The organism is Variovorax humicola (assembly GCF_037889915.1).
GTDB classification, from domain to species: domain Bacteria; phylum Pseudomonadota; class Gammaproteobacteria; order Burkholderiales; family Burkholderiaceae_C; genus Variovorax; species Variovorax humicola.
Genome location: NZ_JBBKZV010000003.1, coordinates 96,586 through 111,148, shown reverse-complemented (window position 1 = coordinate 111,148; position 14,563 = coordinate 96,586). Strand labels below are relative to the sequence as shown.

Sequence of the window (14,563 nt, the reverse complement as noted above, 5' to 3'; positions counted from 1 at the left end):
GCAGAGCCGGGCGCGGCATCAAAGCAATCGCACCTTCACGCTCTTGCCCTTGACCCGGCCGTTCGACAGTTTCAGCAGCGCCTGTTGCGCGATGCGGCGGTCCACCGCCACATAGGTCGAGAACTCGTTGACGTTGATCTTGCCGACCTGCTCGCGCGTGAATCCGGCCTCGCCGGTGAGCGCGCCCAGCACGTCGCCGGCGCGGATCTTCTCCTTGCGCCCGCCGACGATCTGCAGCGTAGCCATCGGCGGCTGCAGCGGGCCCCCTGCCGCAGGCGCAAGGCTGGCGAGCTCATGCCAGTCCGATTCGCGGCCCTGCAGCTGCTCGATCTTGCCGACGTAGCCCATCTCGTCCATGCTGGCCAGGTTCAGCGCCAGGCCTTCGGCGTCGCCGCGCCCGGTGCGGCCGATGCGGTGGATGTGCAGCTCCGGCTCGGGCGTCACATCGACGTTGATCACCGCCTCGAGCTGCGCGATGTCGAGCCCGCGCGACGCCACGTCGGTCGCCACCAGCACCGAGCAGCTGCGGTTGGCGAACTGCACCAGCACCTGGTCGCGCTCGCGCTGCTCCAGTTCGCCGAACAACGCCATCGCGCTGAAACCCTGCGCCGCCAGCACCTCGACCAGGTCGCGGCACTGCTGCTTGGTGTTGCAGAAGGCCAGCGTGCTTTCCGGCTGATAGTGATTCAGCAGCAGGCTCACGGCATGCAGGCGCTCGCTCTCCTTCACCTGGTACCAGCGCTGGCGGATCTTGCCGGCCTCGTGCTGCGCCTGCACCGTCACCTGCTGCGGGGACTTCATGAACTGCTTGCTGAGCTGCGCGATGCCTTCGGGGTAGGTCGCCGAGAACAGCAGCGTCTGCCGCGCAGCCGGGCATTGCCGCGCCACCTTGGCGATGTCGTCGAAAAAGCCCATGTCGAGCATGCGATCGGCCTCGTCGAGCACCAGCGTGTTCAGCGCAGCGAGGTCGAGATTGCCGCGCTCCAGGTGGTCCATGATGCGGCCCGGCGTACCGACCACGACGTGCGCGCCATGTTCGAGGCTCGCGGTCTGCCCGCGCAGCGCGACGCCGCCGCAGAGCGTCACGACCTTGATGTTTTCCTCGGCCCGCGCCAGGCGGCGGATCTCGGTGGTCACCTGGTCGGCCAGCTCCCGCGTCGGGCACAGCACCATCGCCTGCACGGCGAAGCGCCGCGGGTTCAGATTGGCCAGCAGCGCAAGCGCGAAGGCGGCGGTCTTGCCGCTGCCGGTCTTGGCCTGGGCGATGAGGTCCTTGCCGAGCAGCGCCAGCGGTAGCGCCGCAGCCTGGATCGGCGTCATGCGCACGTAGCCGAGTTGCGTGAGATTGGCGAGTACCTGGGGCGAGAGCGGCAGCGCGCCGAAGTCGTTGGTGTCTGTCGTCATGATGGAGGGAGGGGTTGGGGTGAAGGCAGGACAGAGAACGCCCGCGCGCCCAAGCCCGGCAGCAGCGCAATGGCAGCGAGCCCCGCGCTCCGGGAATTGAAGCCATGCGCCGCAGCACTGCGATTCATGGCGAGTTCCAGGGTTGTTTCGGGCAAACAAAAAGGCCTCCAGCGCCCGTGCTGCTTGCGCAGGAGCTATCCGCGGATAGCAACGGGAGCCCGGAGGCCGGATCGACGGGGCCAGCAACGATGCTGGCCGCACGCGTCAGCGACGGGGTGTCGACGTGTTCGACGGCGGCATCGGGCCGCGACCGTTCAGGTGGCGGAACGTGATGCGGCCCTTGGTCAGGTCGTAGGGCGACAGTTCGAGCGACACCTTGTCGCCCGCCAGGATGCGGATGTGGTGCTTGCGCATCTTGCCGCCGCTGTAGGCGATGAGCTGGTGCCCGTTGTCGAGCGTGACGCGATAGCGTGAATCGGGCAGCACTTCCGTGACTGCACCGTTCATTTCAATCAGTTCTTCCTTGGCCATGAATGATTTACCTCTGCGTGATTATCGTGAATTGTGCTGAAAAGCGCTTGGCCGGTGTCACGCCACTACAACGCGCGAGCGGGTACGTTCGCGTACCCAGCCAAGGCCTTGTTCGGTTGCATAGCGCTGCGCCTGCGCGTGGCTGTCGAAGCGCGGCGTGAACCGCATCACGCGGTCGTGCATGCTGCGGCCCTGGCCGGAACGAATCGAGACGGAAGCGGCGAAATCTCCGTCGTCGGTGTGCCGGATCAGCGGCGAGATAAGGTACTTGCCCACTGCGACAGTGGTGTGAATGATGTCCATGAATTGCAATGCCCGGTGGCCACGCTCTGCGTGACGCACCCTGAAAAATGTTTGAAAACGGCGCGCGGGGTTGCCGACGAGAAGTCGGCCAACAGGGCGCGAAATTCGCTTTACAAGACAGAAGGCAGTGGTGGCAATCATGGGCGCCCGATCTGGCGCTCCAACGCACTGTGAGGGCCGGCTCGAGGAAAAAGGCCCAGGATGCGGGCCAGCCGGTCGGTATGACGAAAAGTGCTTCGTCGTGTCAGCGAACTGTCAATTATAGCCCGATTGGCACAAGTGTTGCTAAACGGAGGGTTATGGCGCCCCCCTGCTGCAGTCGGCGGACGCTCGGCGCAGTATGCGAAATACCTCTGACGCCTGCGAGGAGCAAGGCCATGTCGCGATCACTGCTGACCCGTCTTCGACTGCATCTTCATTCGCTGGGCGTGGTGATCCTTGCGGTCGCCATGCTGCTGGTCGCCTCGCCCGTGCGCGCAGCGACGGCGACGGGCACCGGCCTGCCTGCAAGCACCCAGCTCGACATCCTCCAGCACGTCAACGCCGCCCTCGTCGGGTTGTACGCCGAGGCGATACCGGGCGCGCGCTCGATCGAGACCCTGGGCGAAACGCGCGCCGGCTCGGGTGTGCTGATCAGCGACGACGGGTTGATCCTCACCATCGGCTACCTCGTGCTCGAGGCGCAGTCGATCGAGGTTCTCACCCAGGACGGGCGCCGCGTGCCGGCGCGCTCCGTCGCGTATGACCTTGCCACGGGTTTTGGCCTGGTCCGGTCGCTGGTGCCGTTGCGCGGGACGGAGCCGGCGGTGCTGGGAGCGAATGCCGGCGCCTCGACAGGCGACAAGCTGCTGGTCGGCATGGGCGGCATCGACGGCGGCATCGGCATGACGCAGCTCGTCAGCAAGCGTGCGTTCTCCGGCTACTGGGAGTACTTCATCGAGTCGGCCCTGTTCACCAGTCCGCCCGCGCCCAATCACAGTGGTGCCGGACTGTTCAATCTGCAGGGCGAGTTGCTCGGCATCGGCAGCCTCTACACCAACGATGCCGCCGGCAAGGGTCCGCGCTCGCTGGCCGGCAACGTGTTCGTGCCGGTGGAATTGCTGAAGCCGGTGCTTGCGGAAATGCAGGCCACCGGCAGCACGCGGGCCAGCCGCCGGCCGTGGCTTGGACTGTCGTCAGGTTCGCTCGGCGGGCATCTGCAGGTGCTGCGCGTGACCCGCGAAAGCCCGGCCGAGGCGGCCGGCCTGCGTCCAGGGGACGTGGTGCTCGAGATCGACGGCGCCAAGGTCGCCACGCCCGAAGCGCTCTACAAGCAGCTCTGGGCCCACCCGGAACCCGACGCCGAGATCGAGCTCACGGTGCAGCAGGGCGAGGAGGTGCGCAAGATACGCGTGCGCGCCATCGACCGCATGCAGACGTTGAGCAAGCCTGAGGGGATCTAGCAACACCGGCGCGAAGATCGGCGCCTGCGATCGCCTGCATTGGGCACAATGACTTTCTCGCCCAGCAGGTATCCACCCGCCATGCCCCAGACCGTTGCCGGCCGCCTCAAGATCGGCCTTTCAGCCTGTTTCCAGCACGCGGACCCCACGCGCTCGCTGTTCACCAACAAGACGTTGCAATACGTGGAGCAGTCGATTGCGCACTGGCTCATGTCGGCAGGCGCGATGGTGGTGATGGTGCCTTGCCCCACCGGCGAGACGGCGCGCGGCGACACCCGGCTCTCGCACTACGCCGAGTGGCTCGACGGCGTCGTCATGCATGGGGGCGCCGACGTGTGGCCGGGCAGCTATGGCGAGACGCCGTTGAAGGAAGCCTGGATCGGCGACCGCATCCGCGACCTCTACGACCTGGCGCTGGTCGAGGCCTTCGAGCAGGTCGGCAAGCCGATCTTCGGCGTGTGCCGCGGCCTGCAACTCATCAACGTGGCCTTCGGCGGCACGCTCTACCAGGACATCGAAACACAACATCAGGGCGCGCTCACGCATCGCGACCCGGTGAGCTACGACAAGAACTATCACGACCTGGTGCTGGTCGAGGGCACGCGCCTTGCGCAGTTGTACCCTGGCGTCACGCACACGCGCGTCAACAGCATCCATCACCAAGGCATCAAGGATCTTGCGCCCGGCTTCGAGATCGAGGCCTGGAGCTATCCGGACCATGTGCCCGAGGCGATTCGCCGCACGACCACCCGCGGCGGCCACGGCTATATTGCGGCCACGCAATGGCATCCGGAGTTCCATGGCCGAGGCAGCGAGATCGCCACGGTCGACGACACGCCGATCCTCGAAGACTTCCTGGCCGCCTGCTCTGCCGCCCGGCGCCACCCGCAGCGCTGGCGGCATCGCATGCCCGGCCAGATCCGCGATCGGGCCGCGCGGCTGCTGCGGCAGGCATTGCTGCGCCGCTGAACTGCGGTCGCCGCGCCGCCCGTTCTCGTAAATCTCGCGGCCCCTCGACGACGGCCGCACAGGGTTTATCTGTAGAGGGGTGGTGCCCGTCGGATGGGTATTCTCGATGCGGAAGCCCCCGCGCGACCTGCCCCCGCTTCCGAGGGGCGGAGAGCGGCATGGTGTCCCGGTTTTGGAGGAGCCGGCCGTGATCACCGAGACGCTTGTCGTGCTGGTGGACGCCGCTGAAGCGGCCGCTCCGCTACCGGCGGCTACACAACTACACAGAGGACGACGATGAGTGAAGAGCTAGCAAAGAAGACGGGCGCCGCTGCGACCAAGCGTGCGCGGGCGGCGGCGAACGCCGTGCCTGCGAAGGTGCCTGCGAAGAAGGCGCGCGCGGCGGCCCCGGCCAAGGTGGCGAAGTTAGCCAAACCGGCCGCAGACGCGGCGACGAAGCCCGCAGCGAAGAGGCCCGCAGCGAAAAGCCCCGCGGTGAAGCCCGTGGCAGGGCCCACGGAAAAGCCTGTGGCGAAGAAGGCCGGCACCCCCAAGGCCACCATCCCCAAGGCCGCCGCAACCAAGGCAGCGGCCGGCAAGGCCGCGTCTCCCAGGCCGGCCAGGGCCGCCCCGGCGGCTGCAGCCCCTGCGCCAAAGGCCGAGCCGCCCAAGGCCAGCGTCAAGAAGCCCGCCGCCGCCGTGGCCACCGACTCGCTCGCACTTGTCAGCCAACTGGCCGATGACGCCGCGAGCAGCACCCTGGCCGTCAACCCCTTCCTCGGCATGCGCACACAGGACCTGGGCGAGGGCGTGCAGGCGTTCATCGGCGCGGTCATGCAGCAGCCAGCGAAGTCGGCGAAGCGCTGGGCCTCCTACGCCGTGGAAATGGGCAAGGTCTTCGCAGGCAAGTCGGCGGTCGAGGGCGATCCCAAGGACAAGCGCTTCGCCGACCCGGCCTGGCGCGAGAGCCCGCTCTACAAGCGCCTGCTGCAGGCGCATCTGGCCACCTCGAAGCAGATCAACGGCTTCATCGAGGACAGCGAGATGGACCCGCGCGACAAGGCGCGCGCCCAACTGGTCGCGTCCATCTATATCGATGCCATCGCGCCCAGCAACGCGATGATCAACCCGATGGCCCTCAAGCGCGTGCGCGAGACGCGCGGCAAGAGCTGGCTCAAGGGCATGAAGAACCTGGTCAGCGACTGGCGCCACAACGGCGGCTTGCCGTCGTCGGTCGACAAGTCGAAGTTCGAGATCGGACGCAACCTGTGCCTGAGCGAAGGCCAGGTGGTGTTCAAGAACGATGTGCTGGAACTGATCCAGTACCAGCCGAAGACGCCCGAGGTCTACGCTCGCCCGCTGGTGATCTGCCCGCCGCAGGTCAACAAGTTCTACGCCATGGACCTCTCGCCCGAGAAGAGCCTGGTGAAGTACGTGGTCGAGCACGGTGTGCAGATCTTCTGCGTGAGCTGGTTCAACCCCGCCCTCGAACAGCGCGACTGGGACATGTCCACGTACGTGAAGGCGCTCGACGAAGCCGTGGACGCTGCGCGCGAGATCACCGGCAGCCCCGACATCTCGCTGTGGGGTGCCTGCTCTGGCGGCATGACGGCCGCGTCGTACGTTGGCTGGCTCGCCGCCACCGGCCAGGAGAAGGTTGCCAACGTGATCAGCCCTGTGTGCACGCTCGACCCCGAGAACACGGCAGACACCAGCATGGGCCTGTTCATGACGCCCGAGAGCGTGGCCGCCATCAAGGCGGCTACCAAGGCCAAGGGCTATGTCGATGGCGAGTCGCTGGCGCGCGTGTTCGCGTGGCTGCGTCCGAACGACCTCATCTGGAGCTACTGGGTCAACAACTACCTGCTCGGCAACGACCCGCCGGCCTTCGACATCCTCTACTGGAACGCCGACACCACCCGCCTGCCGGCCGCGTTCCACTCCGATCTGCTCGACATCATGGTGAAGAGCCCGTTCGTCAACGCCGGCAAGCTGAAGGTGCTGGGCAAGCCGATCGACATGCGCAAGGTGAAAGTCGACGCCTACATCGTGGCCGGCATCACCGACCACATCACGCCCTGGAAGGCGTGCTACCCCACGGCCCGCATCTATGGCGAGAACAGCACCTTCACGCTGGTCAATGCCGGCCACCTGCAGAGCCTGCTCAATCCGCCGGGCGGCGCCAAGTCCTTCTTCCTGACCGCCAAGGCCGCCGGCCCCGATCCCGAGGCCTGGGCGGCGAGCGCGCCGCGCACCGACGGAAGCTGGTGGCCGCACTGGATGGCGTGGATGCACGAGCGCTCCGGCGCCAAGGTGCCGGCACCCGCGAAGCCGGGCAGCGCAAAACACAAGCCGGGCGCAGCTGCGCCGGGCGAATACGTGCTGCAGAAATGATCGGCGCCGTCCTGCGCTGGGTTGCGCCTCCCTTCGTCACCACTTCGATCCCCCGTTGCATGCACACTGCCAAGAAAACGCTGCAACCCACCGGCGCGCCGGAAGACCGGCTTCAGGATGTGCAGATCGACCCCGCGTCCGGCATGCACATCGGGACCATCACCATTGGCGACCAGTTGCTGCGCGTCGGGATCCGTCCCGGCGCCCGCGCCGATGGCGCGCAAACCCGCGTGCCGCTGCTGCTGTTCAATGGCATCGGCGCGAACCTTGAACTGGTCAACCCGTTCTCGGCGGAGCTGGAGGACACCGAAGCCATCATCTTCGACGTCCCGGGTGCCGGCAAGTCGCCTGCGCCCAAGCGCGCCTACCGGCTTTTTTCCGTTGCACGGCTGGCCGCGAAGCTGCTGGATGCGCTGGGCTACCAGCAGGTCGACGTACTGGGCGTGTCGTGGGGCGGCGGCCTGGCGCAGCAGTTCGCGATCCAGTTTCCGTCACGCGTGCGCCGCCTGATCCTGGCTGCGACGACGATGGGCGGCAGCACCATGCTGCCGGGCAAGCCGAGCGTGCTGTGGAAGATGGTCAATCCAAAGCGCTACACCGACAAGGGGTACATGAAGAGCATCGCTCCCGACATCTACGGCGGGTCGTTGCGCACCAATCCGGATGCCATCAAGCTTTTCACCGAACACGCGCGCGGCGGCGACCCCAAGGGCTACCGCTACCAGTTGTTGGCCATGATGGGCTGGACCAGCCTGCCGTGGCTTTGGCGACTCCACCATCCGACGCTGGTGATGGCCGGCCGCGACGATCCGCTGGTGCCGTTGGCCAACGCGCGCATGCATGCGGCGCTGATGCGCAACGCGCAGTTGTGCATCGTGGAGGACGGCCACCTGTTCCTCATGAACAAGGCCAAGGATGTGGCGCCCTTGATCCTCGACTTCCTGCGCAAGTAGCCAGGCAGCAGCAGGAGCGCCCCAAGTCAAGCGGGCCCCGGTCATCGCGACCGGGGCCCGCTTATCTTGGTGTGGCGTGGTGTGGTGTGGTGTGGTGTGGTGTGGTGTCGCGTGGCGGATCAATCGGCCGACAGGTGCTTGCCGACGATGCCGGCCAGCTCGAACATCGTCACCTGGTCCTTGCCGAACACCGGCTTCAGCTTCGCGTCGGCATTGATCGCGCGCTTGTTGGCCGCGTCCTGCAGGCCGTTGGCCTTGATGTAGTCCCACAGCTTCTTGATGACCTCGGTGCGCGCCACCGGTTCGGCGCCGATCACCGCGGCCAGTTCGTTGCTGGGCTTCAGGCCGGCGCTGGTCTTGCGCGGTTCCTTGGGCGCTGCGGCTTTCTTGGCCGCGGCCTTCTTCGCGGGTGCGGCCTTCACCGTGGCCGCCTTTGCGCTAGCGGTCTTCGCAGGCGCCGCCTTGCCGAAGGTCTTGCGCGGCGGGAACTTGCTGGCACGCGGCTCGAACTCGAAGGTCACCTTGCCCTCGTCCTTGTTCCATGCCAGGAAGGCCTTGAATGCCCGGCGCGTGCGCATCGAGACGAACTTGTCGAGCAGGTCGGTCTTTCCGGTGGCCAGCAGCTTCTCGAGCTGATCGCGGTCTACCGGCTGCTGCAGGATCACCTTGCCGGTCTTGAAGGTGCAGCTCGGCGTCGGCTGCTCGAGGGTCGGCACGGACTTCTCGCAGACGTAGTTGGCACCCGACTCGAACACGCGCGAGGCGCAGATCGGGCAGGCGCCCAGCGAGGTCTGGCCGGTGAAGTCGACGATCTCGCCGGTCTCGGCGTTCTTGTCTTCGCCGAAGTCGAACTCCAGCTTCCAGTTGTTCGCCTCTTCGTCGTGCTTGATGAGGATCTCGGCCGTGAACGGCCAGCCCGCCTTCGAGCGGAAGCCTTCCAGCGGGCCGATGTGCTTGTCGCGCAGCAGCGCCTCGGCCTCGGCCACCTCGAAGGTGCGGCCCGCCGGCGACTTGCCGAATGAGAAGCCGCAGGCATCGTCGCCCGTGCCGCTCTTGCCGGTGCAGGCATAGCGCCGGTAGTTTTCCTTCACCACGCCGCCGCAGTTGGGGCAGGGCGTCTGCAGCGTGGCGTAGTCGCCCGGCACCGTGTCGCGGTCGTATTCCTTTGCCTTCTTGACGATGTGCTCCGTCATTTCGGCGATCTCGCGCATGAAGGCGTCGCGGCTGAGCTTGCCGTGCTCCATCTGCGCGAGCTTGTATTCCCATTCGCCGGTGAGTTCGGCGCGCGAGAGTTCCTCCACGCCAAGGCCGCGCAAGAGCGTCATGAGCTGGAAGGCCTTGGCGGTCGGGATCAGCTCGCGGCCTTCGCGCAGCATGTATTTCTCGGCGATCAGGCCTTCGATGGTCGCAGCGCGCGTGGCCGGCGTGCCGAGGCCCTTCTCCTGCATCGCCTCGCGCAGTTCGTCGTCGTCGATCAGCTTGCCGGCGCCTTCCATCGCGCCGAGCAGCGTGGCTTCGGAATAGCGTGCCGGCGGGCGTGTCTTCAGGCCCTTCATGTCGGCCGACTCGGTCTTGACGATCTCGCCGGGCTTCACCGGCACGAGGTTCTTGCCGTCCTTCTCGTCGTCCTCGGTGACGGCTTCCTTGCCCCAGATCGCCAGCCACCCCGGCTTGACGAGCACCTTGCCGTCGCTGCGGAACGGGTACTTCCTGCCGTTGCGCTCGACCGTGCTGATGCGCGTGGTGACCTGGTATTCGGCGCTCGGGAAGAACACCGACATGAAGCGCCGCACCACGAAGTCGTACAGCTTCTGCTCGGCATCGCTCAGGCCGCTTGGTGCCTGCAGCGTCGGGATGATCGCGAAGTGGTCCGACACCTTGGCGTTGTCGAAGATGCGCTTGTTCGGCTTGACGTAGTTGCCGTCGACCGCCTGCTTCGCAAACGGCGCGAGGTGCTTCATGCCGCTGTTGGCGATCATCGCCATGGTGTTCTTCACCACCGGCAGGTAGTCCTCGGGCAGGGCGCGGGAATCGGTCCGCGGATAGGTCAGCGCCTTGTGGCGCTCGTAGAGGCTCTGCGCCAGCGCCAACGTGGTCTTGGCGCTGTAGCCGAAGCGGCCGTTGGCCTCGCGCTGCAGCGAGGTCAGGTCGAACAGCATCGGCGAGGCCTGCGTGGTGGGCTTGCTTTCCTCGGTGACGGTGGCGGGCTGGCCACGCGCGGCGTCGGCGATCTCGAGCGCCTCGCGTTCGTTCCAGACACGGTCGGCGCGCTGCTCGGCGTCGGGCTCGCCATTGGGCAGCAACGGCGCGTTGGCCTTCTTCCAGTTGGCATCGAACCACTTGCCCGGGTACACGCCGGCCTCGGCCGCGAAGCTGGCGTGGATTTCCCAGTAATCGCGCGACACGAACTTGCGGATCTGCTCCTCGCGCTCGACCACCACCGACAGCGTCGGCGTCTGCACGCGGCCCACGGTCGTGAGGAAGAAGCCGCCATCGCGCGAGTTGAACGCCGTCATCGCGCGCGTGCCGTTGATGCCGACCAGCCAGTCGGCTTCGGAGCGCGAACGCGCGGCGTCGGCCAGGCCCTGCATCTGCTTGTCGGTGCGCAGCGTCTCGAAACCGTCGCGGATGGCCTGCGGCGTCATCGACTGCAGCCACAGGCGCCGGACCGGCTTGCCCAGCGCCGACTTTCCGCCCGCGTACTGCTCGATCAGCCTGAAGATCAGCTCGCCCTCGCGCCCCGCGTCGCAGGCGTTGATGAGCTGCGTCACGTCCTTGCGCTTGGCCTGCCTGACGACGGCGTTCAGGCGGGTCTTCGTCTTGTCGACCGGTTTCAGGTCGAAGTGCGGCGGGATCACCGGCAGGTTGGCAAAGCTCCACTTGCCGCGCTTCACGTCGAATTCCTCCGGCGCCTGGATCTCGACGAGATGCCCGACGGCGCTGGTCACGACGTAGTGCTCGTTCTCGAAATGCTCCTCGTGCTTCTCGAACTTGCCGGCCGTGGGCGTGAGCGCGCGGACGATGTCCTGCGCCACCGACGGTTTTTCTGCAATCACCAGAGTCTTGGTCATCTTTTCTCTCTATCTACAATCTGCCGCTTCTCGCGTGCGTACGCGCGCACGCGCATACGTGTGCATATTCAAACTAACAGACTTCGGCGATGCCCTCCAAATCCCCTTCGACTTCAGGCCGCCGCATCCAGACGCGCCGCTCCGGTGTCCACGGCAACGGCGTTTTTGCCGTGCAGGATATCGCCGAGGGCGAAACTCTCATTGAATACAAGGGCGAAGTGATCAGCTGGAAGGAGGCCCTGCGCCGCCATCCGCACGACCCGTCGGACCCCAACCATACTTTCTACTTCCACATCGACGACAAGCATGTCATCGACGGCAAGGTCAACGGCAATGCCTCCAAGTGGATAAACCACTCCTGCGACCCGAACTGCGAAGCCGACGAGCAGGACGGCCGGGTCTTCATCAAGGCGCTGCGCAACATCGCTGCCGGCGAAGAACTCAACTACGACTACGGCCTGATCATCGACGAGGAATACACGCCCGAACTGCTTGCCGAATTCCCGTGCTGGTGCGGCGCCGAGACCTGCCGCGGCACGCTGCTGTCGCCCAAGGACGATGACGAGGGCGCGAAGGCGAAACCCGTCAAGAATAAGAAAAAGAAGGCTGAGAAGGCCGGCAAGTCTGCCAAGTCCGCCAAGTCCGCCAAGGCCGCCAAGGCCGCCAAGGCCGCCAAGGCCGGAAAGGCCGGGAAAGCCGCCAAGTCCGAAAGGTCGGGGAAGGCAGCAAGGTCGGAGAAGGCGGTGAAGTCGCAGAAGACCGGGAAGCAGGCCAGGAAGGCGAAAAAAGAAAAGGCCGGGAAGGCCGCGAAGGCTGGCAAGGCGTGACGAATCGCTGGCCGACCGCCGAACTGGGCGCCGCGCTGGGCGCGCTGGTGCCGGGCTTTGCGGTCGAGGTCGTGCCCGAGATCGATTCGAGCAACACCGAGCTCATGCGCCGTGCGCGTGCCGGCCAGGCGGCGCCGGTGCTGCTGGTGGCCGAGCGCCAGACCGCCGGCCGCGGCCGTCTGGGGCGCCCCTGGCAGAGCGCTACCGGCGCCGGCCATGCGGTGGTAGACGAATCGCTGACCTTTTCCATGGGCATGCCGCTGGCGCCGGGCGACTGGTCGGGCCTGTCGCTCGCTGTCGGCGTCAGCGTGGCCGACAGCATCGACCCGGGCGGTACGCAGGTGCGCCTCAAGTGGCCGAACGACCTCTGGACGGCGCAAGACCGCAAGCTCGGCGGCATCCTCATCGAAACAGCGATGGCGCAGTCGGCGCAGGCGCAGCGCTACCTCGTCATCGGCATCGGCCTGAACATCGGCCCGCGGCCCGCCGAAGGGCTCACCATCGCGCCGGCCTGGCTGCGCGAATGGCACGCGGGTGCCAACGCGCCGCAAGTGCTCGCCGACATTTCGGCGCCGCTGTTGCGCAGCGTGCTCGCGTTCGCTGCCTACGGCTTCGAGCCCTTCGCTGAAGGCTTCGCCCGGCGCGATGCATTGCGCGGACGTGAGGTGCGCCTGAGCGACGGTACCGCCGGGCTCTGCGAGGGCGTCGGCGCCGGCGGCGAGTTGCGGGTGCGCACCGCCGACGGCCTGCAGTCGGTCACCAGCTCCGAAGTCAGCGTGCGGCCGGCCGGCGCGGCGCAATGAAAACGCTGCGCGTGCTTCTGGCCATGCTTGTGGTGGCCAACCTCGGTTACTTTGCTTGGACCAAAGGCGCGCTGGCGGTGTTCGGCACCGTGCCAGCCGCGATCTCGGAGCGCGAGCCGCATCGGATTGCGCAGCAAATCCGCCCAGACGCCCTCCAAATCCTCAAGGAGCCGCCCGCCGCGCGTGTATCGGCACCGCCGCCCGACCCGTCCGCGGCTGCCGCCGAGGCCGAAACTCGCTGACTCGCTGACTCGCTGACTCGCTGACTCGCCGATCCACCGATCCACCGATCCACCGATCCACCGATCCACCGATCCACCGATCCACCGACCCGCCGATCCACCGACCCGCCGTCAGCCGTCAGCCGTCAGCCGTCAGCCGGTCTTGAAGCGCACGCTGAACAGCGCCCCAGGTGGCTGACGGCCCGGCCGCGCGTCGTCGAGCTCTACCTTGGCCTGATGCTGGCGCGCGATCTCCATCACGATCGGCAGGCCCAGCCCGGAACCGTCGACTTCGTTGCCCAGCACGCGGTAGAACGGTTCGAACACCAGCGTGCGCTCGTGCAATGGAATGCCGGGCCCCGAGTCCTCCACCTGCAGCATCGCCACCCGTCCGAACGGATCCGCCAGCACGCGCACCGTGACCACGCCGGGGCGCTCGATCGAGGAGGGGGTGTAGTTCAGCGCGTTGTCGATCAGGTTGCGCACCAGTTCCTTCAGCAGCGTCGCGTTGCCCTCCAGCATCACGCCCGGCGTGCCGGGATCGGCGCCGTCGTAGCCCAGGTCGATGCGCCGCTCGATCGCGCGGGGCACGGCCTCGCGCACCACCTCGATGGTGAGCCGAGCCAGGTCGCAGCTCTGCCGCGAAATCGCGCCGCCGCCGCCTTCGGCACGTGCTAGCGCCAGCAGTTGGTTCACCGTGTGCGTGGCGCGGATGCTGGAGCGGCCGATCTGCTTGAGCGACTGCTTCAGGTCATCGGCGCTCGCACCTTCGCGCTGCGCCAGGTCGGCCTGCATGCGCAGGCCGGCGAGCGGCGTCTTGAGCTGATGCGCTGCGTCGGCCAGGAAGCGCCGCTGCACCGCGATCGATTCCTTCAGGCGGGTCAGCAGGCCGTTCACCGACATCACCAGCGGCGCCACCTCGACCGGCACCGAGGTCTCGTCGAGCGGGCTCAGGTCGTCGATCTTGCGCTCACGGATGCGGTCTTCCAGCTCCGACAACGGCTTGATGCCGCGCACCAGCGCCAGCCAGATCAGCAGGATCGCCAGCGGCAGGATCGCGAACTGCGGCAGCAGCACGCCCTTGATGATCTCGGTGGCCAGCACCTCCTGCTTGCGGCGCGTCTCGGCCACCTGCACCAGTACCAGCCCGGAGCCGGGCAGCGGCGGCTGGACCCAGGTGTAGGCCACGCGCACCGGATCGTCGCGCATGCGCTCGTCGCGCAGCCACACGTGCTCGTCCGACGGGGTCTCGTCCTCCGGCGGCAGCGGCAGGTCGCTGTCGCCGCCGAGCAGCTCACCTTCGGCGCTGCGCACCTGGTAGTAGACGCGATCAGTGTCGTCGGCGCGCAGGATGTCGCGGGAGGGCTGCGGCAGGTAGAACTGCACCTGCTTGTCCTGCACCGTCACCAGGGCGCCCAGCGTCTGCACGTTGTATTCGAGCGCGCGGTCGAACGGTCGGTTGGCGATGCCCTGTGCCACCAGCCAGGTGACGCCGATACTGACCGGCACCAGCAGCAGTAGCGGCGTCAGCATCCAGTCCAGGATCTCGCCGAACAGTGATCGCTGGCCGCGTTGAAAAAGTCTCAAGTGGCGGTTTCCTCAGAAGGGGAACGGATTGTTGTCGTTCGGGGCATCTCGAGGGCAGGCCCAAGGGAAATTCTTGCTG

General features: G+C 66.8%; 12 protein-coding genes. 7 read left to right on the top strand and 5 right to left on the bottom strand.

What is annotated here, in order from left to right; all coding sequences use genetic code 11:
- Window positions 1-18: 18 nt before the first annotated feature.
- From dbpA to WKW80_RS07425, 3 genes are all read right to left on the bottom strand, one after another.
- Window positions 19-1,404 (bottom strand): ATP-dependent RNA helicase DbpA, encoded by a 1,386-nt coding sequence (gene dbpA / locus WKW80_RS07435; RefSeq protein ID WP_340362918.1) that lies wholly within the window; start codon window positions 1,402-1,404, stop codon window positions 19-21.
- Between the two features lie 264 nt (window positions 1,405-1,668).
- Window positions 1,669-1,935 carry a translation initiation factor IF-1 gene (gene infA / locus WKW80_RS07430; protein WP_340362917.1) on the bottom strand — a complete coding sequence of 89 codons (267 nt, stop codon included), beginning with the start codon at window positions 1,933-1,935 and terminating at the stop codon, window positions 1,669-1,671.
- 57 nt (window positions 1,936-1,992) lie between these two features.
- Window positions 1,993-2,238, bottom strand: a complete 246-nt coding sequence (locus WKW80_RS07425) for a hypothetical protein (protein WP_340363171.1) — start codon at window positions 2,236-2,238, stop codon at window positions 1,993-1,995.
- 377 nt (window positions 2,239-2,615) lie between these two features.
- On the opposite strand from WKW80_RS07425, the gene WKW80_RS07420 reads away from it, so the two are divergent.
- The 4 genes from WKW80_RS07420 (at window position 2,616) to phaZ (ending at window position 7,975) form a co-directional block, all read left to right on the top strand.
- Complete coding sequence (locus WKW80_RS07420; RefSeq protein ID WP_340362916.1) at window positions 2,616-3,680, top strand: S1C family serine protease; 1,065 nt, start codon at window positions 2,616-2,618, stop codon at window positions 3,678-3,680.
- Window positions 3,681-3,761: 81 nt separating this feature from the next.
- A complete protein-coding gene (locus tag WKW80_RS07415) occupies window positions 3,762-4,649 on the top strand; it encodes a gamma-glutamyl-gamma-aminobutyrate hydrolase family protein (protein WP_340362915.1) in 888 nt (295 codons plus the stop codon).
- Between the two features lie 276 nt (window positions 4,650-4,925).
- A complete protein-coding gene (locus tag WKW80_RS07410) occupies window positions 4,926-7,022 on the top strand; it encodes an alpha/beta fold hydrolase (RefSeq protein ID WP_340362914.1) in 2,097 nt (698 codons plus the stop codon).
- Entirely contained in the window at window positions 7,019-7,975 is a 957-nt protein-coding gene (phaZ, locus tag WKW80_RS07405; protein ID WP_340362913.1) for a poly(3-hydroxyalkanoate) depolymerase, read from the top strand. Before WKW80_RS07410 ends, phaZ begins: the two co-directional genes overlap by 4 nt.
- A gap of 119 nt (window positions 7,976-8,094) precedes the next feature.
- Here phaZ and WKW80_RS07400 read toward each other — a convergent pair whose 3' ends face one another.
- The gene (locus WKW80_RS07400) at window positions 8,095-11,046 is read right to left on the bottom strand and encodes a DNA topoisomerase III (RefSeq protein WP_340362912.1); all 2,952 of its coding nucleotides are present in this window, start codon (window positions 11,044-11,046) and stop codon (window positions 8,095-8,097) included.
- 89 nt (window positions 11,047-11,135) lie between these two features.
- Between WKW80_RS07400 and WKW80_RS07395 the strand changes: the two genes are divergently transcribed.
- The 3 genes from WKW80_RS07395 to WKW80_RS07385 are packed head-to-tail and all read left to right on the top strand — an operon-like array spanning window position 11,136 to window position 12,918.
- Entirely contained in the window at window positions 11,136-11,873 is a 738-nt protein-coding gene (locus tag WKW80_RS07395) for an SET domain-containing protein (protein WP_340362911.1), read from the top strand.
- On the top strand, window positions 11,870-12,676 hold the full coding sequence (locus tag WKW80_RS07390) for a biotin--[acetyl-CoA-carboxylase] ligase (protein WP_340362910.1): 807 nt from the start codon (window positions 11,870-11,872) through the stop codon (window positions 12,674-12,676). Before WKW80_RS07395 ends, WKW80_RS07390 begins: the two co-directional genes overlap by 4 nt.
- On the top strand, window positions 12,673-12,918 hold the full coding sequence (locus tag WKW80_RS07385; protein ID WP_340362909.1) for a sporulation protein: 246 nt from the start codon (window positions 12,673-12,675) through the stop codon (window positions 12,916-12,918). The genes WKW80_RS07390 and WKW80_RS07385 overlap by 4 nt, the downstream gene beginning before the upstream one ends.
- A 132-nt stretch (window positions 12,919-13,050) precedes the next feature.
- Here WKW80_RS07385 and WKW80_RS07380 read toward each other — a convergent pair whose 3' ends face one another.
- Window positions 13,051-14,484: a sensor histidine kinase gene (locus WKW80_RS07380; protein WP_340362908.1), complete on the bottom strand. Its 1,434-nt coding sequence runs from the start codon at window positions 14,482-14,484 to the stop codon at window positions 13,051-13,053.
- Window positions 14,485-14,563 lie beyond the last annotated feature (79 nt).

Excerpts from the sequence above, each read along its gene's own strand:
- WKW80_RS07415 (WP_340362915.1), top strand. The coding sequence starts at position 3,762 with ATGCCCCAGACCGTTGCCGGCCGCCTCAAGATCGGCCTTTCAGCCTGT.
- WKW80_RS07385 (WP_340362909.1), top strand. The coding sequence starts at position 12,673 with ATGAAAACGCTGCGCGTGCTTCTGGCCATGCTTGTGGTGGCCAACCTC.
- infA (WP_340362917.1), bottom strand. The coding sequence starts at position 1,935 with ATGGCCAAGGAAGAACTGATTGAAATGAACGGTGCAGTCACGGAAGTG.
- WKW80_RS07400 (WP_340362912.1), bottom strand. The coding sequence starts at position 11,046 with ATGACCAAGACTCTGGTGATTGCAGAAAAACCGTCGGTGGCGCAGGAC.
- WKW80_RS07410 (WP_340362914.1), top strand. The coding sequence starts at position 4,926 with ATGAGTGAAGAGCTAGCAAAGAAGACGGGCGCCGCTGCGACCAAGCGT.
- WKW80_RS07425 (WP_340363171.1), bottom strand. The coding sequence starts at position 2,238 with ATGGACATCATTCACACCACTGTCGCAGTGGGCAAGTACCTTATCTCG.
- dbpA (WP_340362918.1), bottom strand. The coding sequence starts at position 1,404 with ATGACGACAGACACCAACGACTTCGGCGCGCTGCCGCTCTCGCCCCAG.
- phaZ (WP_340362913.1), top strand. The coding sequence starts at position 7,019 with ATGATCGGCGCCGTCCTGCGCTGGGTTGCGCCTCCCTTCGTCACCACT.
- WKW80_RS07420 (WP_340362916.1), top strand. The coding sequence starts at position 2,616 with ATGTCGCGATCACTGCTGACCCGTCTTCGACTGCATCTTCATTCGCTG.
- WKW80_RS07395 (WP_340362911.1), top strand. The coding sequence starts at position 11,136 with ATGCCCTCCAAATCCCCTTCGACTTCAGGCCGCCGCATCCAGACGCGC.